The sequence below is a fragment of the Achromobacter aegrifaciens genome, assembly GCF_902859735.1.
GTDB classification, from domain to species: domain Bacteria; phylum Pseudomonadota; class Gammaproteobacteria; order Burkholderiales; family Burkholderiaceae_B; genus Achromobacter; species Achromobacter aegrifaciens.
Genome location: NZ_CADIJY010000018.1, coordinates 17757 through 33524, shown reverse-complemented (window position 1 = coordinate 33524; position 15768 = coordinate 17757). Strand labels below are relative to the sequence as shown.

Annotated in this window: 16 protein-coding genes; 15 read left to right on the top strand and 1 reads right to left on the bottom strand. The window is 67.7% G+C overall.

The features are described 5' to 3' along the window. Positions 1-341 precede the first annotated feature (341 nt). From HV766_RS27570 to ccmI, 15 genes are all read left to right on the top strand, one after another. Complete coding sequence (locus HV766_RS27570) at positions 342-1250, top strand: LysR family transcriptional regulator (protein ID WP_175182225.1); 909 nt, start codon at positions 342-344, stop codon at positions 1248-1250. 127 nt (positions 1251-1377) lie between these two features. After that, positions 1378-1536 carry a periplasmic nitrate reductase, NapE protein gene (gene napE / locus HV766_RS27565; RefSeq protein WP_013393095.1) on the top strand — a complete coding sequence of 53 codons (159 nt, stop codon included), beginning with the start codon at positions 1378-1380 and terminating at the stop codon, positions 1534-1536. A gap of 23 nt (positions 1537-1559) precedes the next feature. Beyond that, the gene (locus HV766_RS27560; protein ID WP_054459214.1) at positions 1560-1877 is read left to right on the top strand and encodes a chaperone NapD; all 318 of its coding nucleotides are present in this window, start codon (positions 1560-1562) and stop codon (positions 1875-1877) included. Then, the gene (napA, locus tag HV766_RS27555) at positions 1861-4356 is read left to right on the top strand and encodes a periplasmic nitrate reductase subunit alpha (RefSeq protein WP_054459212.1); all 2496 of its coding nucleotides are present in this window, start codon (positions 1861-1863) and stop codon (positions 4354-4356) included. The genes HV766_RS27560 and napA overlap by 17 nt, the downstream gene beginning before the upstream one ends. Before the next feature lie 20 nt (positions 4357-4376). Beyond that, positions 4377-4853 (top strand): nitrate reductase cytochrome c-type subunit, encoded by a 477-nt coding sequence (locus HV766_RS27550; RefSeq protein WP_054459211.1) that lies wholly within the window; start codon positions 4377-4379, stop codon positions 4851-4853. A gap of 16 nt (positions 4854-4869) precedes the next feature. Further along, on the top strand, positions 4870-5508 hold the full coding sequence (locus tag HV766_RS27545; RefSeq protein WP_054459208.1) for a cytochrome c3 family protein: 639 nt from the start codon (positions 4870-4872) through the stop codon (positions 5506-5508). Next, on the top strand, positions 5495-6169 hold the full coding sequence (gene ccmA / locus HV766_RS27540; protein ID WP_054459206.1) for a heme ABC exporter ATP-binding protein CcmA: 675 nt from the start codon (positions 5495-5497) through the stop codon (positions 6167-6169). The genes HV766_RS27545 and ccmA overlap by 14 nt, the downstream gene beginning before the upstream one ends. Beyond that, positions 6135-6800, top strand: coding sequence for a heme exporter protein CcmB (gene ccmB, locus HV766_RS27535; protein ID WP_175182224.1), 666 nt, complete (start codon positions 6135-6137; stop codon positions 6798-6800). Before ccmA ends, ccmB begins: the two co-directional genes overlap by 35 nt. Positions 6801-6807: 7 nt before the next feature. Next, the gene (gene ccmC, locus HV766_RS27530) at positions 6808-7596 is read left to right on the top strand and encodes a heme ABC transporter permease CcmC (protein ID WP_175182199.1); all 789 of its coding nucleotides are present in this window, start codon (positions 6808-6810) and stop codon (positions 7594-7596) included. Beyond that, complete coding sequence (gene ccmD / locus HV766_RS27525) at positions 7593-7760, top strand: heme exporter protein CcmD (RefSeq protein ID WP_054459202.1); 168 nt, start codon at positions 7593-7595, stop codon at positions 7758-7760. Before ccmC ends, ccmD begins: the two co-directional genes overlap by 4 nt. Then, positions 7757-8212 carry a cytochrome c maturation protein CcmE gene (ccmE, locus tag HV766_RS27520; protein ID WP_054459201.1) on the top strand — a complete coding sequence of 152 codons (456 nt, stop codon included), beginning with the start codon at positions 7757-7759 and terminating at the stop codon, positions 8210-8212. Before ccmD ends, ccmE begins: the two co-directional genes overlap by 4 nt. Continuing rightward, the gene (locus tag HV766_RS27515; RefSeq protein WP_175163828.1) at positions 8209-10215 is read left to right on the top strand and encodes a heme lyase CcmF/NrfE family subunit; all 2007 of its coding nucleotides are present in this window, start codon (positions 8209-8211) and stop codon (positions 10213-10215) included. Before ccmE ends, HV766_RS27515 begins: the two co-directional genes overlap by 4 nt. Continuing rightward, on the top strand, positions 10215-10736 hold the full coding sequence (locus HV766_RS27510) for a DsbE family thiol:disulfide interchange protein (protein ID WP_054459197.1): 522 nt from the start codon (positions 10215-10217) through the stop codon (positions 10734-10736). Before HV766_RS27515 ends, HV766_RS27510 begins: the two co-directional genes overlap by 1 nt. Continuing rightward, entirely contained in the window at positions 10733-11227 is a 495-nt protein-coding gene (locus HV766_RS27505) for a cytochrome c-type biogenesis protein (protein ID WP_175182198.1), read from the top strand. Before HV766_RS27510 ends, HV766_RS27505 begins: the two co-directional genes overlap by 4 nt. Further along, positions 11224-12540, top strand: coding sequence for a c-type cytochrome biogenesis protein CcmI (gene ccmI, locus HV766_RS27500; protein ID WP_175182197.1), 1317 nt, complete (start codon positions 11224-11226; stop codon positions 12538-12540). The genes HV766_RS27505 and ccmI overlap by 4 nt, the downstream gene beginning before the upstream one ends. Before the next feature lie 27 nt (positions 12541-12567). Here the strand turns inward: ccmI and HV766_RS27495 are convergent, their stop codons facing one another. Then, positions 12568-15768, bottom strand: a complete 3201-nt coding sequence (locus tag HV766_RS27495; protein ID WP_175182196.1) for a tetrathionate reductase subunit A — start codon at positions 15766-15768, stop codon at positions 12568-12570.

Sequence of the window (15768 nt, the reverse complement as noted above, 5' to 3'; positions counted from 1 at the left end):
TGCAAGCGGCCGGGCTCTCGCCAACTGCGCCACGCAAGCGGTCGATCTATTGATGGAGATGGAAAAGGAAATGCGCCAGGACCAACGCGGGACGCCTCGCTTGCCGGCGGAGGAGTCCCGCAGCGACTGCATCGGGTGATGCATTGAGGCCAAGACTACGGCGCGCAATTGCAATCGCACATTGCACTTGGGCCTATGGGACGTATCGGCGCAGCCTTCCTATGCCGGCTGGCCGCAGGTAGGTAACAGCGGAAACCAACATTTCCGCCGTTCCACCCACTAAACAAATGGACCGCTCATCCGTCTCAGAATCGGGGCATTGGTTTCATGAGGAGCGTTCCGTGGATTTGTTGGCAGCGATACGCATTTTTCTCCGCGTGGTGGAACGCGGAACCATCTCGGGCGCGGCGCGCGATCTCGACATGAGCCAACCATCCGTGAGCGAACGCATCGACAAGCTGGAGCGTTTCCTAAGCGCCCGCCTCTTGGTGCGCAGTTCGCGCAAGCTGAGCTGCACGGCTGAAGGCCGGACGTTCTACGAACAGGGCAAGCAGCTGCTGGACGCGGCGGAATTGACAATAAATTCCGTATCGTTAAGTAACGCCAAGATACAAGGAAGCCTGAGACTCGCCGCGCCGCAGTGCCTGGGCGAGATCGTGGTTCCCAAGGCCCTGATGAACGTGCGCACGGCACACCCCGATCTGCACGTGGATCTCATGCTGAACGACACCATCGCCGACCCGGTCACCGAGGGCCTCGACATTTCGCTGCGCCTGGGCCGCCTCAATGAAAACGGAGGCTATATAGCTTTCCCGCTTGGCTGGGTGGCCCGCAAGCTGGTCGCGGCACCTTGTTACCTTGCGGCTCGCGGCCCCATAGAAACGCCGGCGGACTTGGCCTTCCATCCGTTCATTCGTTTGAAGGCCATTTTCGCGAACGACCAGGTGCCGCTCTCGCGCGAAAACGGGCCGGTGGTCCAGACGCGCATCAAGACCGCCATGACGGTCAGCCACTGGCGTCCCATGTACGATCTGATCCTCTCCGGCGGCGGCATCGGCATCCTGCAGCATCCCGCGTGCGCCAAGGCACTGGCGCAAGGACGCCTCGTCGAACTGCTGGACGGCTATCGCGTTCCGCCGCTTCCGCTCAATGCGCTGATTCCGCCCCTGCGTCCGATGCCGCAGCGCGTGCGGGCGGTCCTGGACCTGTTGAAGCGGGACATTCCAGCGCTGCTCCCGCCAGCTGCTTGAACCGCCCATCGGTCCCAGCACATTGTTACGCCGTGGTGCAACATTGACGCCCTTCAAAGCCATCTGCTAAAAGCTTCGGTATCCGCACGTTAAACGCAATGCCCCAACTGTCGTAGTGAGGTGCTGTGTGCAAAACGAGTCCGATGGCTACACCAAGCCTCAGGAACTACGAAGTTTCCTGTTCCTGACGGCCGTCATGGCCCCCGTCCTGTCGGTCATCATCGTGGCAGGCTACGGTTTCCTCGTCTGGTTCTATCAGCTGATTGCCGGCCCTCCCGGTAGCTGATGCGACGCGACGGAACCCCTCCCATGTCCGCGCTCCCCCACTCCGCGCCGCCTGCGGCGCCGCCAGAGCTGCACATCGCCAGCATGGTGGTGCACGCCGCGCCGCGCCGCTTGCCCGACGTCCGCCAGGCGATTCTTGCAATTGCCGGAGCGGAAATCCATGGCGCTTCCGACACCGGAAAGCTGGTGGTCACCCTGGAAGCCCCCTCCACCGACGACATGATGGCCCGGATCTCAGAGATCCAGCGCCTGGATGGCGTGCTGGCTTCGGCGCTGGTCTACCAGCACGCCGACTCGCTGGACGCGATGAACGAGGAGATTGACGATGGCAATGGCTCGTAGAGACTTCATCAAGCAATCTGCCGCGGCCGCGGCCGCGACTGTGGCTGGCATACCCATCGTCGGCTACACGCAGAACATCGTCACCGAATCCGAGGCCGCCAAGCTCAAGTGGTCCAAGGCGCCCTGTAGGTTCTGCGGGACCGGCTGCGGCGTGAACGTCGCCGTGAAGGACAACCAGGTCGTGGCCACGCACGGCGATTTCAACGCCGAGGTGAACAAGGGCCTGAACTGCGTCAAAGGTTATTTCCTGTCCAAGATCATGTACGGCAACGACCGGCTGACCACGCCGCTCTTGCGCATGAAGGACGGCAAGTACGCCAAGGACGGTGAATTTGCCCCAGTGTCCTGGGACCAGGCCTTCGACGTCATGGCCGAGCAGTTCAAGCGCGTACTGAAGGACAAGGGTCCCGAGGCCGTGGGCATGTTCGGCTCGGGCCAATGGACCGTCTGGGAAGGGTATGCCGCGCTCAAGCTGATGAAGGCGGGCTTTCGCAGCAACAACCTGGACCCGAACGCGCGCCACTGCATGGCCTCGGCCGCGGTGGGCTTCATGCGCACCTTCGGCGCTGACGAGCCCATGGGCTGTTACGACGACATCGAGAACGCCGATGCCTTCGTACTGTGGGGCTCCAACATGGCGGAGATGCACCCGATCCTGTGGACCCGCGTGACCGATCGCCGACTGTCCGCGCCCAAGACCAAAGTCGTCGTGCTGTCCACCTTCGAGCACCGTTCCTACGAGCTGGCCGACATCGCGCTGACCTTCACGCCGCAGACGGACCTGGCGATCCTGAACTACATCGCCAACCACATCATCCAGACCAAGCGCGTGAACCGGGATTTCGTGGACAAGCACACGACTTTCCGCGAAGGCAATGCCGACATCGGCTACGGCCTGCGGCCCGATCATCCGCTGCAGAAGGCCGCCAAGAACGCGGGCGACGCCGGCGGCTCCAAGCCCATCACGTTCGACGATTTCGCCAAGTTCGTTGCCAAGTACGACCTGGACTACACCGCCAAGCTGAGCGGCCTGCCCAAGAAGCAGCTGGAAGAGCTGGCCGAACTCTATGCCGACCCGAAGGTGCGCGTCACATCCTTCTGGACCATGGGTTTCAACCAACACACCCGCGGCGTGTGGGCCAATAACATGGTCTACAACATCCATCTGCTGACCGGCAAGATCTCCACGCCGGGCAACAGCCCGTTCTCGTTGACCGGCCAGCCCTCGGCCTGTGGCACCGCCCGCGAGGTGGGTACCTTCTCGCACCGCCTGCCGGCCGACCTGGTGGTGACCAATCCCAAGCACCGCGCGCACGCCGAGGAAATCTGGCAGTTGCCCGACGGCACGATCCCCAGCAAGGTGGGTGCGCATGCGGTCCTGCAGAACCGCATGCTCAAGGACGGCAAGATCAACGCCTATTGGGTGATGGTCAACAACAACATGCAGGCCGCGGCCAACCTGATGAATGAAGGCCTGCCCGGCTACCGCAACCCCGACAACTTCATCGTGGTGTCGGACGCCTACCCCACCGTTACCACTATTTCGGCCGACCTGATCCTGCCGGCCGCCATGTGGGTCGAAAAGGAAGGCGCCTACGGCAACGCGGAACGCCGCACCCAGTTCTGGCACCAGCTGGTCAACGCGCCGGGCGAGGCGCGCTCGGACCTGTGGCAACTGATGGAGTTTTCCAAGCGCTTCAAGGTCGAGGACGTCTGGCCTGCCGATCTGCTGGCCAAGAAGCCCGAATACCGCGGCAAGACGCTGTTCGACGTGCTGTTCGCCAACGGCAAGGTCAACCGCTATCCCAACACCGAGCGCGACAAGGACTACGCCAACCAGGAAGCCGAGGCTTTCGGCTTCTATGCGCAGAAGGGGCTGTTCGAGGAATACGCCGAATTTGGCCGCGGCCATGGCCACGACCTGGCGCCGTTCGATACCTACCATGAAGTGCGCGGCCTGCGCTGGCCCGTGGTCAAGGGCAAGGAAACGCTGTGGCGCTACCGCGAAGGCAGCGACCCCTACGTCAAACCAGGAGCCGGTTTCGAGTTCTACGGCAATGCCGACGGCCGCGCCGTGATCTACGCCCTGCCCTATGAACCGCCCGCGGAATCGCCGGACAAGGAATACCCGTTCTGGCTGTCCACCGGACGCGTCCTGGAACACTGGCATTCGGGCTCGATGACGCGGCGGGTGCCGGAACTGTACCGGGCCTTCCCCAACGCGGTCTGTTTCATGCACCCCGATGACGCCCAGGAAATGGGCCTGCGGCGCGGCGTCGAGGTGGAGGTCGTGTCGCGGCGCGGCAAGATGCGCACGCGCCTGGAAACCCGCGGGCGCGACAAGCCGCCGCGCGGCCTGGTGTTCGTGCCCTGGTTCGACGCTGGCCAGTTGATCAACAAGGTCACGCTGGACGCCACCGATCCGATCTCGTTCCAGACCGACTTCAAGAAGTGCGCGGTCAAGATCGTCAAGGTCTGAAAGGCGAACCGGAGACAGCCATGAACCTACGCGCCCTTACTCTCGCGACATGCGTCATCCTTGGTTCGGCCGCCTGGGCGGCGCCGCCGCTGGAGGTCGAAGACCCCATGCGCGGCCCCACCCCGGTCGCGCAGGAAACCGACCCGCCGCTCATCAGTCCGGTCGAAAACAAGGACATCCGCCGCATGCGCACGTATTCCATGCAGCCGCCCACCATTCCGCACAAGATCGACGGCTACCAGGTCGACAAGGACTTCAACCGCTGCCTGGCCTGTCACGCCCGCGTGAACACCGAGGAAACCCAGGCCCCGCCCCTGAGCGTGACCCACTACATGGACCGCGACAGCAACGTGCTGGCGGAAGTCTCGCCGCGCCGCTACTTCTGTGTGCAGTGCCACGTGCCGCAGACCGAGGCCAAGCCTCTGGTGTCCAATACTTATCAGGACATCGATGTGATCCTCAAGCGCCTGTCCGCCCCGGCGCCCGCCAAGAAGTAAGCGACCGGAGGCAGCCATGCTCGGACTCATCAAGCGCTACTGGAACATCATCCGACGGCCCAGCGTGCATTTCAGCCTGGGCTTCCTGACGGTCGGCGGTTTCATCGGCGGCATCCTGTTCTGGGGCGCCTTCAACACCGCCATGGAACTCACCAACACCGAGAAGTTCTGCACCGGCTGCCACGAAATGCGCGACAACGTGTACGCCGAGCTGAAAGGCACCATCCACTTCACCAACCGCTCCGGCGTGCGCGCGCTGTGCTCGGACTGCCACGTGCCGCACAACTGGACCGACAAGATAGCGCGCAAGATGCAGGCGTCCAAGGAAGTCTGGGGCAAGATCTTCGGCACCATCGACACGCGCGAAAAGTTCGTGGAGAAGCGCCTGGAGCTGGCCCAGCACGAATGGGCGCGCTTCAAGGCCAACGATTCGCTGGAATGCCGCAACTGCCACAATTACGAGTACATGGACTTCACGCGCCAGAGTCCGCGCGCGCAGAACATGCACTCCACCTATCTGGCGGACAAGAGCAAGACCTGCATCGATTGCCACAAGGGCATCGCCCACAAATTGCCGAACATGGGACCGGGCCCGACCTCAATGGCGCCCGAGCCCACGGGCCCGGGCAAGGAAGTGGCGCATGCGGCCCGCTGATGCGCCGCCGCCCATGCTTTGCGCGCGCGGCCTGACCAGCCGCCGCGGCTATTCCGCGCCCGTGGATTTCGAGCTGCATGGCGGCCAACTGCTGCATGTGCGCGGCGCCAACGGCAGCGGCAAGACCAGTCTTCTGCGCATGCTCGCGGGCTTGCTGCGGCCGCTGGCCGGCAGCGTGCTGTGGCGCGGCGGCGACGCACGCCACGACCCCGCCGGCTACCGTGCCTGCATGGCCTACCTGGGGCATGGCAACGGCCTGTGCGGCGAACTGAGCGCCGCCGAGAACCTGCGTTACGCCCTGCACGTCGCCGGCACGCCGCAGGCAGAAACTCGTTTATCGGACACCTTGCGCGCATGGCGCCTGGAATCCTGCGCCGACATGCCCGCCCTGCGCCTGTCCCAGGGACAGGGCCGGCGGCTGGCGCTGGCGGCGGTCGTGCTCGGCGCCAAGCCCCTGTGGCTGCTGGATGAACCCGACGCCGGGCTGGACACTGCCAGCCTGGAGCAATTGCGCCTGGCGCTGGAAGCCCACCTCGCGGCTGGCGGCGCCGCCGTGCTCGCCTCGCACCGCGAACCTGGCACCGCCGCCGCGCATACTCAAACCCTGGACATGGATGACTACGCGGATGCTGGCTACGCTGTCGCAGTTGGCATTGCGTGAAATCCGCCTGGCCTGGAGACGGCCCGCGGACACGCTGGGCGCCACCCTGTTTTTCATCGTGGCCGGCACGCTGTTCCCCCTGGCGGTCGGTCCCGACGCCGCGCTGCTGCTGGCCATCGGGCCGGGCGTGCTGTGGGTCTGCGCCCTGCTCGGCATCCTGCTGACGCTGAACCGGCCTTTCGCCCAGGACTACGACAACGGCGCGCTGGAACAGCTGCTGGTGTCGCCGCATCCGCTGCCGCTGCTGGTGGGCGCCAAACTGGCGGCGCACTGGTTCAGCAGCTGCCTGCCCCTGATCCTGGCCAGCCCGGTACTGGCCCTGCAATTCGGCCTGTCGCCGCAGGCCATCGGCATCCTGGTCCTGTCGCTGCTGCTGGGCACGCCGACGCTGGCGCTGGTCGGCGGGTTGGGCGCGGCGCTGACGCTGGGCCTGCGCGGCGGCGCCCTGCTGCCGCTGCTGGTGCTGCCGCTGTATGTGCCGGTGCTGATCTTCGGCGCTGGCGCGGTGTCGGCCTCGCACGCCGGCATGGGCGCCGGACCGCAATTGTCATTGCTGGGCGCATGCCTGTGCCTGGCCATCCTGTTATGCCCCTGGAGCGCCTCGGCGGCGCTGCGCGTGGCGCTGGACTGAGGACGCCATGCACAAGCACCCTGCCCTGAATGCATATCCGCCCGCCGCGGCAGCCGGCGCGGGCTGGCTGCGCTACGCCTCGCCCGCTGCCTTCTATCCGCTGGCAGGCCGCATGATTCCGTGGCTGGCGCTGGGCGCCGCGCTGTTCGCGGCCGCAGGCCTGTATGTGGGGCTGGCCGTCGCCCCCACCGACAGCCAGCAGGGCGAGGTCTACCGCATCCTCTTCATCCATGTCGGGGCGGCCTGGATGTCGATGTTCCTGTACCTGGTCATGGCGCTGTACGCCACGCTGGGACTGATCTTCAATACCCGCCTGTCGTTCATGATGATGCGGGCGCTGGCTCCCACCGGCACGCTGTTCACCTTCCTGACCCTGTGGACCGGCGCGCTGTGGGGCAAGCCGACCTGGGGCGCCTGGTGGGTATGGGACGCGCGGCTCACCTCCGAACTGATACTACTGTTCCTGTACCTGGGTTTCATGGCCTTGCAGGCAGCCGCTGCCGACGACGCGCAGCGCGCCGACCGCGGCGGCGCCATCCTGGTGCTGGCGGGCGTGATCAACGTGCCCATCATCTATTTTTCGGTGCGCTGGTGGAGCACGCTGCATCAGGGCGCATCGATCAATCTCACCACCGCGCCCAGCATGGCCCATATCATGGTGACCGCGATGCTGCTGATGGTGGCGGCGTTCTGGCTCTACAGCGCAGCGGCCGCGCTGGCGCGCGTGCGCGGCATCATTGCCGAGCGCGAGCCGGGTGCGGTCCGCTCGGACCGGACGCGGCGGGAGGCGGCATGAGCTGGCAAGCGCTGTTCTCGCTGCAAGGCCACAGCCCCTATCTGCTGGGTGCGTACGGCGTGACGCTGGCGCTGATCGGCCTGGAAGCGTTGGTGTTATGGCGCCGTAGCCGCGCCCGGCGCGCGGCGCAGAATACCGCCCGCGCTGACGGGACGGCGCGATGAGCCCGCGCAAGCGCCGCGCGCTGGCCATCCTGGGCGGCCTGGGCCTTCTGGCCGCGGCCGCCGCGCTGGTGCTCAATGCCCTGCAATCCAACCTGGTGTTTTTCTTCAGCCCCACGCAGGTGGTGGCCAAGGAAGCGCCCGCCAGCGGCAGCTTCCGCGTCGGCGGCCTGGTGGAGCAGGGGTCGCTGCGCCGCGAGGCCGACGGGCTGACGCTGCGCTTCGTGGTGACGGACACCGCGCACACCGTACCGGTGACCTACCAGGGACTGCTGCCCGACCTGTTCCGCGAGGGTAAGGGCGTGGTGGTGGCCGGCAAGCTGGGGCCGGACGGCGTGTTCCGCGCCACCGAGGTGCTGGCCAAGCACGACGAGAACTACATGCCGCCCGAGGCCGCCGATGCGCTCAAGCGCGCGGGCGCCGGGCCCAACGCCATGCGCGCGGAGGCGCAATGATTCCCGAGATCGGCCTGTTCAGCCTGATCCTGGCGCTGCTGGTGGCGCTGGCGCAAGGCGTGCTGCCGCTGGTGGGCGCAGCCACCGGCTGGCAGGCGGGGCTGAGGGTGGCGCGGCCCGCCGCCATAGGCCAGTTCGGCTTGACCACCGTGGCCATAGGCTGCCTGGCCTGGGCGTTCGTGGACAACGATTTTTCCGTGCTGTACGTGGCCGCGAATTCGCATGCGGACCTGCCCGCCGCCTACCGCTTCGCGGCGGTGTGGGGCGGACATGAAGGATCGCTGCTGTTGTGGCTGTACCTCCTGACGGCCTGGACCCTGGCCGTGGCGCTGTGCAGCCGCCGCCTGCCCCTGCCCTTCGTCGGCCGTGTGCTGGCGGTGATGGGCTGGATCAGCGTGGGCTTTCTGCTGTTCCTGCTGTTCCTGTCCAACCCCTTCGAGCGCCTGATGCCGCCCGCCATGGCCGGACGCGACCTGAATCCGCTGTTGCAGGATCCGGGAATGATCGTGCATCCGCCCATGCTGTACATGGGTTACGTCGGTTTCTCCGTGGCCTTCGCCTTCGCCATCGCGGCGCTGCTGTCGGGCGAACTGGACGCCATGTGGGCGCGCTGGGTGCGCCCCTGGACGCTGGCGGCCTGGACCTTCCTGACCATAGGCATACTCCTGGGCAGCGCCTGGGCCTATTACGTGTTGGGCTGGGGCGGATGGTGGTTCTGGGATCCCGTGGAAAATGCCTCCTTCATGCCCTGGCTGGCGGGCACCGCGCTGATCCATTCCCTCATCGTGACCGAGAGGCGCGGCGCTTTCCGCAGCTGGACCGTGCTGCTGGCGATCTGCACGTTTTCGCTCAGCATCCTGGGGACGTTCCTGGTGCGCTCGGGCGTGCTGACCTCCGTCCATGCCTTCGCCGTGGATCCCGGACGCGGCCTGTACATACTGGGATTCATGCTGGTGATCGTGGGTGGATCGCTGGCGCTCTATGCCTGGCGCGCCCCCACGGTAGGCCTGGGCGGCGGATTCTCGCTGCTGTCGCGCGAATCCCTGCTGCTGTCCAACAATGTGGTGCTGACGGTGGCGGCGGGCTCGGTGCTGCTGGGCACGCTATATCCGGTCGTGCTGGACGTGCTGGAGTGGGGCAAGATCTCCATCGGTCCGCCCTATTTCGAAGCCGTGTTCGTGCCGCTGATGACGCCGGCCATTTTCCTGATGGGCGTCGGTCCGGTGGCGCGCTGGAAGCAGGCAGAGCTGCCCGACCTGGGCCGCCGCCTGCGCGTGGCCTTCGCAGTCAGCGTCGCGACCGCGGTGCTGCTGCCGCTGGCCATGCCGGGCCCGGCGCGGCTGGGGTCGCCCATGGTGATGCTGGGGCTGTGGCTGGCCGCCTGGTCGGTCGCCAGCGCCGCGGCGCACGCCTGGCAGCGGCTGACGGACGGCGACGGCCAATGGCTGCGCCGGCTGGGCCGCCAGCCGCGTTCCTGGTACGGCATGCTGCTGGCGCACGCGGGTGTAGGCATCTTCATTGCCGGGGTCACCCTGGCCAACGGCTATGAAGTCAAGCAGGAGCTGCGGATGGAGCTCGGCTCCACCCAGGAAGCGGGCGGCTACGCGTTCACCTTCGCCAGCATTGCCCCGGCTGCCGGGCCGAACTACAGCGCGCAGCGCGCCGTATTCCCGGTGACCCGGGACGGCAAGCCGGTGCTGACGCTGTATCCGGAAAAGCGCCTTTACACGGTGCAGGACATGGCGCTGAGCCAGGCCGACATCGACAGCGGCTTCACCCGCGACCTGTTCGTGGCGCTGGGCGAACCGGTGGGCGACAAGGCCTGGACGGTGCGCCTGCAGGTCAAGCCCTTCATGACCTGGATCTGGACGGGCTGCATCCTGATGGCGCTGGGTGGTCTGCTGGCGGCCGGCGACAAGCGCTACCGCCGCGCGCAGGAACCTGCGCGCGCGCCGCAGCCGGCCATGCCCGCCGCCGCGCGACCCACGCGGGAGGGAGCCTGATGCTGCGTTACCTGGTGCCGCTGGCCGCCTTCCTGGCCATGGCCGTGTTCCTGGCGATGGGCCTGTCGCGCGATCCGCGGGCGGTTCCCTCGGCCATGATCGACAAGCCCGCCCCCGCCATCGGCCTGCCCGTCCTGCTGGATCCCGGCAAAAAGCTGGAGGTGCAATCGCTGCGCGGCCAGGTCTGGCTGCTGAATGTGTGGGCCTCCTGGTGCGGGCCATGCAAGGACGAACTGCCGGTGCTGCGCGAAGCCGCCCGGCGCCACGGCATTCCGCTGTACGGCTTGAACTACAAGGACAAGCCGGAAGAAGCCGAAGCCTGGCTGGCGCGCAACGGCAATCCCTACATCGCATCCGCCAGCGACATCGACGGCCGCGTCGGCATCGAATATGGCGTGTACGGCGTGCCCGAGACCTTCGTGATCGACCGCGACGGCCGCATCCGCTACAAGCAGCTGGGCCTGATCACGCCCGAGATCTGGCGCGACCGCATCCAGCCCGCCATCGAGGCGCTGCGATGAAGCGGCCCGCTGCCCTGTCTTGCAGCCTGTTGCGGGCCGCCCTCCGCGCCCTGCTGCTGGCGCTGGCCTTGGCCGCCGCCGCGCGCGCGCAAGTCCACGCCGGCGCCGCGCAGCCCTTGCCGCCTGTCCTGGAACAACGCGCCGACAAGCTGGCCCATGGACTGCGCTGCCTGGTGTGCCAGAACCAGACCCTGGCCGAGTCGAACGCGCCATTGGCCCAGGACATGCGCAAGCTGATCCGCGATCAATTGGCGGAAGGCCGCAGCGACACGCAGATCATGCAGTTCTTCGAAGACCGCTATGGCGACTTCGTGCGCTACGACCCGCCCTTCAAACCCATCACCTGGCTGCTGTGGCTGGGACCCTTCGCCCTGCTGGCGCTGGGCTTCGTAGTGCTGGTACGCACCTTGAAGCGCCGCGCCGGCGCGCGCGCCCCCCTGACCGCCGACGAACGCGCGCGCGCGGCGCGCTTCCTGGATACCGGCTCATGACCACACTCTGGATCATCGTGGTGCTCCTGCTGCTGGCGACCCTGCTCTGCCTGGTCCCGCCCTTGCTGCGGCGCGCGCCCGCCGCGCAACCCGAATCCGAGGCCAATGTGCGCGCGTTCTATCTGGCGCAGCGCGAGCAGTTGCGCCGCGACATGGACAACGGCAGCCTCACTGCCGCCGCCGGCATGCGTGCGGAAGAAGAGCTGCAGCGCGACCTGCTGCAGGATCTGGACCTGCGGCGCGGGCGCAGCGCGCCCTGGGCCGGGCAGCGCGCGGGCATCACCGCCGCCTGCCTGCTGACCGTGCTGATCCCGGTGGCGGCCGTGCTGCTGTACGGCCAATTGGGCAACCCGCGAGCGGCGGCCAGCGCCAGCGCGGGCCAGCCCGCCGAACCCCACGCGGCCGATACCGGCACCGACATGACGCTGGCCATCAATGCCCTGGCCCAGCGGCTGCGGACCGCGCCCGATGACGCCGACGGCTGGTACATGCTGGCGCGTTCGTATGAAACCCTGGGACGCTATGTCGATGCGGTGGCGGCCTACCAGCAGGTGCTGCGCCTGGTCCCGGGCCAGCCCGCGGTACTGGCCGACCTGGCCGACGCGCTGCTGTCGGCCAACCAGGGCAACCCCGACGAAGCCTCCATCGCGGCAGTGGCGCAAGCCCTCGCCGCACAACCGGACCAGCCCAAGGCCCTGGCCCTGGCCGGCATGATGGCGTTGCGCCGCGGCGACGCCGCCGAGGCGCTGGCGCATTGGGAACGGTTGCAGGCCCAGTTGCCGCCGGACTCGGAAGCCGCGCGGCAGATCCAGTCCAACATCGCGCAGGCGCGCGCCATGGCGGCCGCGCCTGCCAGTACAACTGCCGGCGCATCGACCGCGGGATCCGCGGCTTCGCCCCCCGGATCCGCCCCTGTCTCGGCATCGGCTCCTGCGTCCGCCGGCGCGGCGCCCGCGCCCTCCGCCACCGCCGCCCGCATCAGCGGACGCGCCAGCATCGCCGACGCGCTGCGCGGGCGGGTCCAGCCCTCCGACACCGTGTTCATCCTTGCGCGTCCCGAGGAAGGGTCGCGCATGCCGCTGGCAATCCTGCGCATGCAGGTCTCGGACCTGCCGCGGGATTTCGTGCTGGACGACAGCAGCGCCATGTCGCCGGACGCGACCTTGTCGCGCGCCAGCAAGGTGCGGGTGGAGATCCGCGTCAGCAGGTCCGGCACGGCCGCCGCGCGGCCGGGCGACCTGGGCGGCGCGCTATCCGGCGTCGGCATCCATGCGGATGGACTGGCGCTGGTGGCCGATACCGTCGTGCCCTGAGGCGCACGATACCGGCCGCCTGCGTCCTCAGACCCGCTCGATCCGCGCCGGCAGCCCCTGGCGCACCGCCGCGCCGGACACCCAATCGATCCAGACGTTGGCGTGCTCGCCGCGCGTGGCGTCGCCGAATCCCAGGTCGTTCAGGTTCACGCCCGCGGCCAGCGCCGGATCGTGCGCCATGGGCTTGCCATCCACCACGTGCGCGCGGGCGCCCAACTCAGTGTGGCCGTAGCCGTGCTCGATGCCCACCGCGCCCGGCTGGATGCCGTCGCGCAGCAGCGCCAGCCCGGTCACCGCGCCGCCCGGCGTCACGATGCGCACCGCATCGCCGTTACGGATGCCCAGGCGTTCGCCGTCCTGCCGGTTGATCGATACCGGGTTGTGCGGATGCACCTGGCGCAACCGGTTCACGCCGATGGACATGGAGCTCATCAGGTTGGACTTGAACGAGCTGAGCAGGAAGGGCCAGTCCTGCCGCGTGTATTGCGCGCGCATGTCGCTGCCGTCGGCCAGCCGCGTCGGGTACCAGGTCGGACAGCCGCTGTAGCGCTCGCCCGTCATGGAATGGCGAAAGCCCGCCAGTTCCTCGCTCCAGACCTGCAGCGGCTTGGCATAGGCCATGCGCGTCTGCCGCGTTCCGCCCTCTTCCACCCAGGCATCCTGCACTTTGTCGAAGCGCCCGCCACGGCTCATCACCATGGCCACCTGACGCCATTCGCCCGGCTTGAGCTTCTGCTGCAACAGCGCACCATAGCGGTCCACGCCGGTGAGCGCCATGTCGTCGTCGCTGGCCTCGGGCACGGGCTTGCCCGCCGCGAAGGCAATGTTGGCGATGCCGCGCAGGAAGAAGTCCTCCGGCGTGTCCAGCGCGTACTTGGCGCCGTCCTTGTCGGAGATGGCGCCCGCGCCGAAGCCCGGCATGCCCAGCCGCTTGGCGCAGGCGATCAGGAAGGTTTCCAGGCAGACCGGCTCATCCGTGGCGGTACGCGCCACGCGCGGCTGCACGGCCGGCCAGCGCACGGTGGACGCCTTGGCCACCACGTCCGCCCAGGGCGCGGAGACGCCCCAGCTTTCGTAGGTCACCGTATCCGGCACGATGTAGTCGGCCAGCGCGTTGGTCTCGTTGATGAAGGGATTGATCGATACCGACAGCGGCAAGAGGCGCGGATCCTTCATCTTGTCGATGATGACGCTCTTCAGGCCGACGATGCCGTAGATCGGGTTGCTCATGTGGTTGAACCAGACCTTGGCATGGTACGGATAGCCCGCCAGCGCGGACGCCAGCATTTCCGAGCTGAGCCCGCCGGTGGCCGGATACCAGGGCGCCGCGGCCGGATAGACCGATTGGCCGGCGGCCTTTTTGCGCTTGAACTCGCTGGACTTCTCGTACGGGAAGCGGTTGCGCGACAGGCCCACGCCCTTGGGCGTGGCGCGGTTGGCAAAGCCGGCGATGTTGTAGCGCGGCCCCTGCCCATAGGGGGGGAACGGACCCGCGTCCAGCACCAGGCCGCCTTCCACGTTGAGGTTGCCCACCAGCGTGTTCAGCATGGCGATGGCATAGGCCGTATAGAAGCCCGAGCCGCTCATGGTGCCTCCGTGCGCATCGGCCACGGCGCGCTTGCCGTAGCTGGTGAAACGCTCGGCCAGCGACGCGATCTTGGCGGCCGGCACGCCGCTCAGTTCCGCGTATTCGTCCAGCGTCTTGCGGCGCGCTTCCTCGCGCAGCAGCGACAGCGAACTGCGCACGCGCAGCGCTTCTGGCGCGCCATCCATGCCGGGCGCGGCGACCGCGTCGTCCACGAACAGCGTGGCGGGCGCGACCGCGGTGTGCGGCGCCAGCGTGCCGTCTTCCAGGCGCACGACGTACACGTCTTCCCACTTCTCGCCGGCATCGGCCGGACGCGGCCAGCCCAGGTCGGCGCCGCGCAGGAAACTGCCCAGGCGGGGATGACCAGGTTCCGCCACCACCAGATGGGTGGCGTTGGTCCAGGCCGCCTCGCCCGCGGCCTTCATGGCCGCAGGGCCGGGCTGCGCCAGCGCGCGGGCATCGTAACGTTCGTTGTCCAGGATCCAGCGGATCAGGCCCATGGCCAGACCCAGGTCGCCGGCCGGATTGACCGGCACCCATTCATTGCCCGATCCCGCCGACAGGCTGGACGAGGCAGGCAGCATCGGCGACACGACCACGTACGTAAAGCCAGTCTCTTCCGGCCGCACGCGGGCCTCGGCCAACTGGCGGGCCTGGCGCTGGAACGGGTTGCCGGCCTGCGCCGGCGCCGCGCCGATGAACAGGCCGAAGCGCGCGTTGTCCCAATCCGGCTTGCCGTGGGGCATGCCCTTCAGATCGCCCAGCGCCGCCCCCGCGCCCACGCGGAAGCTCTGGCCGCAATAGGAACCGTGGTTGCTGAAATTCACCGTGCCGAACGATTGCCCGGCAAAGCGCTGGATCAGCGGCGTACGGCCTTCGTTGGACGCGTCGGTGAACAGGAACTGGTTGACCTTGGCGCCATACTCGGGATTCTGCGGATCCAGCGGCGTTTCGCGGTCAAAGATGGCGCGCAGGCCGTCCACCTGGCCTTCGCCAAACAGATCGCCGCCTTCGCAGACTTCCTGAACCAGCTGTTCGAACGAGATGGTCTGCCACTTGCCCTCGCCGCGCTTGCCCACGCGCTTGAGCGGCTGCAGCACGCGGAACGGGCTGTTCATCTGCTCCAGCATGGCCGAACCGCGCGCGCAGGACGTGGCGCGTCCTTCCAGGCCGTTGTCGCCGCCCAGTTGCGCATAGACCTCGCGCACCGGCGCTTCCATCGCGGCCGGTCGGGTCGTGGCCAGCGGATGGTAGGGGTTGCCGGCCACGCGCAGGATGCGGTTTTCCTTCGTGTCCACGCGCAGGCGCACGCCGCACTGGGTCCAGCAGCCCAGGCAGCTGGAGGGGCTGACCGTCTGGCCCGGCTGGGCGCTGAGCACGCCGGTCAAGGGATCGATGCGGAATTCCGGCGTCAGTGAATTGCCGCGCACGGCATGCGCCGTGGGCACGCCCGCCGTGCCTTGCGCCAGGCCCTTCACGGCCCGGACCACGGTCTCGCCGTAGCCCGCCGCGAACGCCGCCATGCCGCCGGCGACCACGCCGCCGCGCACCATCAGCTTGCGCCGCGCCTCGTCGCGCGGCTGATTGGCGGCCTCGTCCGGCGGGGCGTCGCGCTTGTCGTCTTCGTGTTGCTTGTCCAT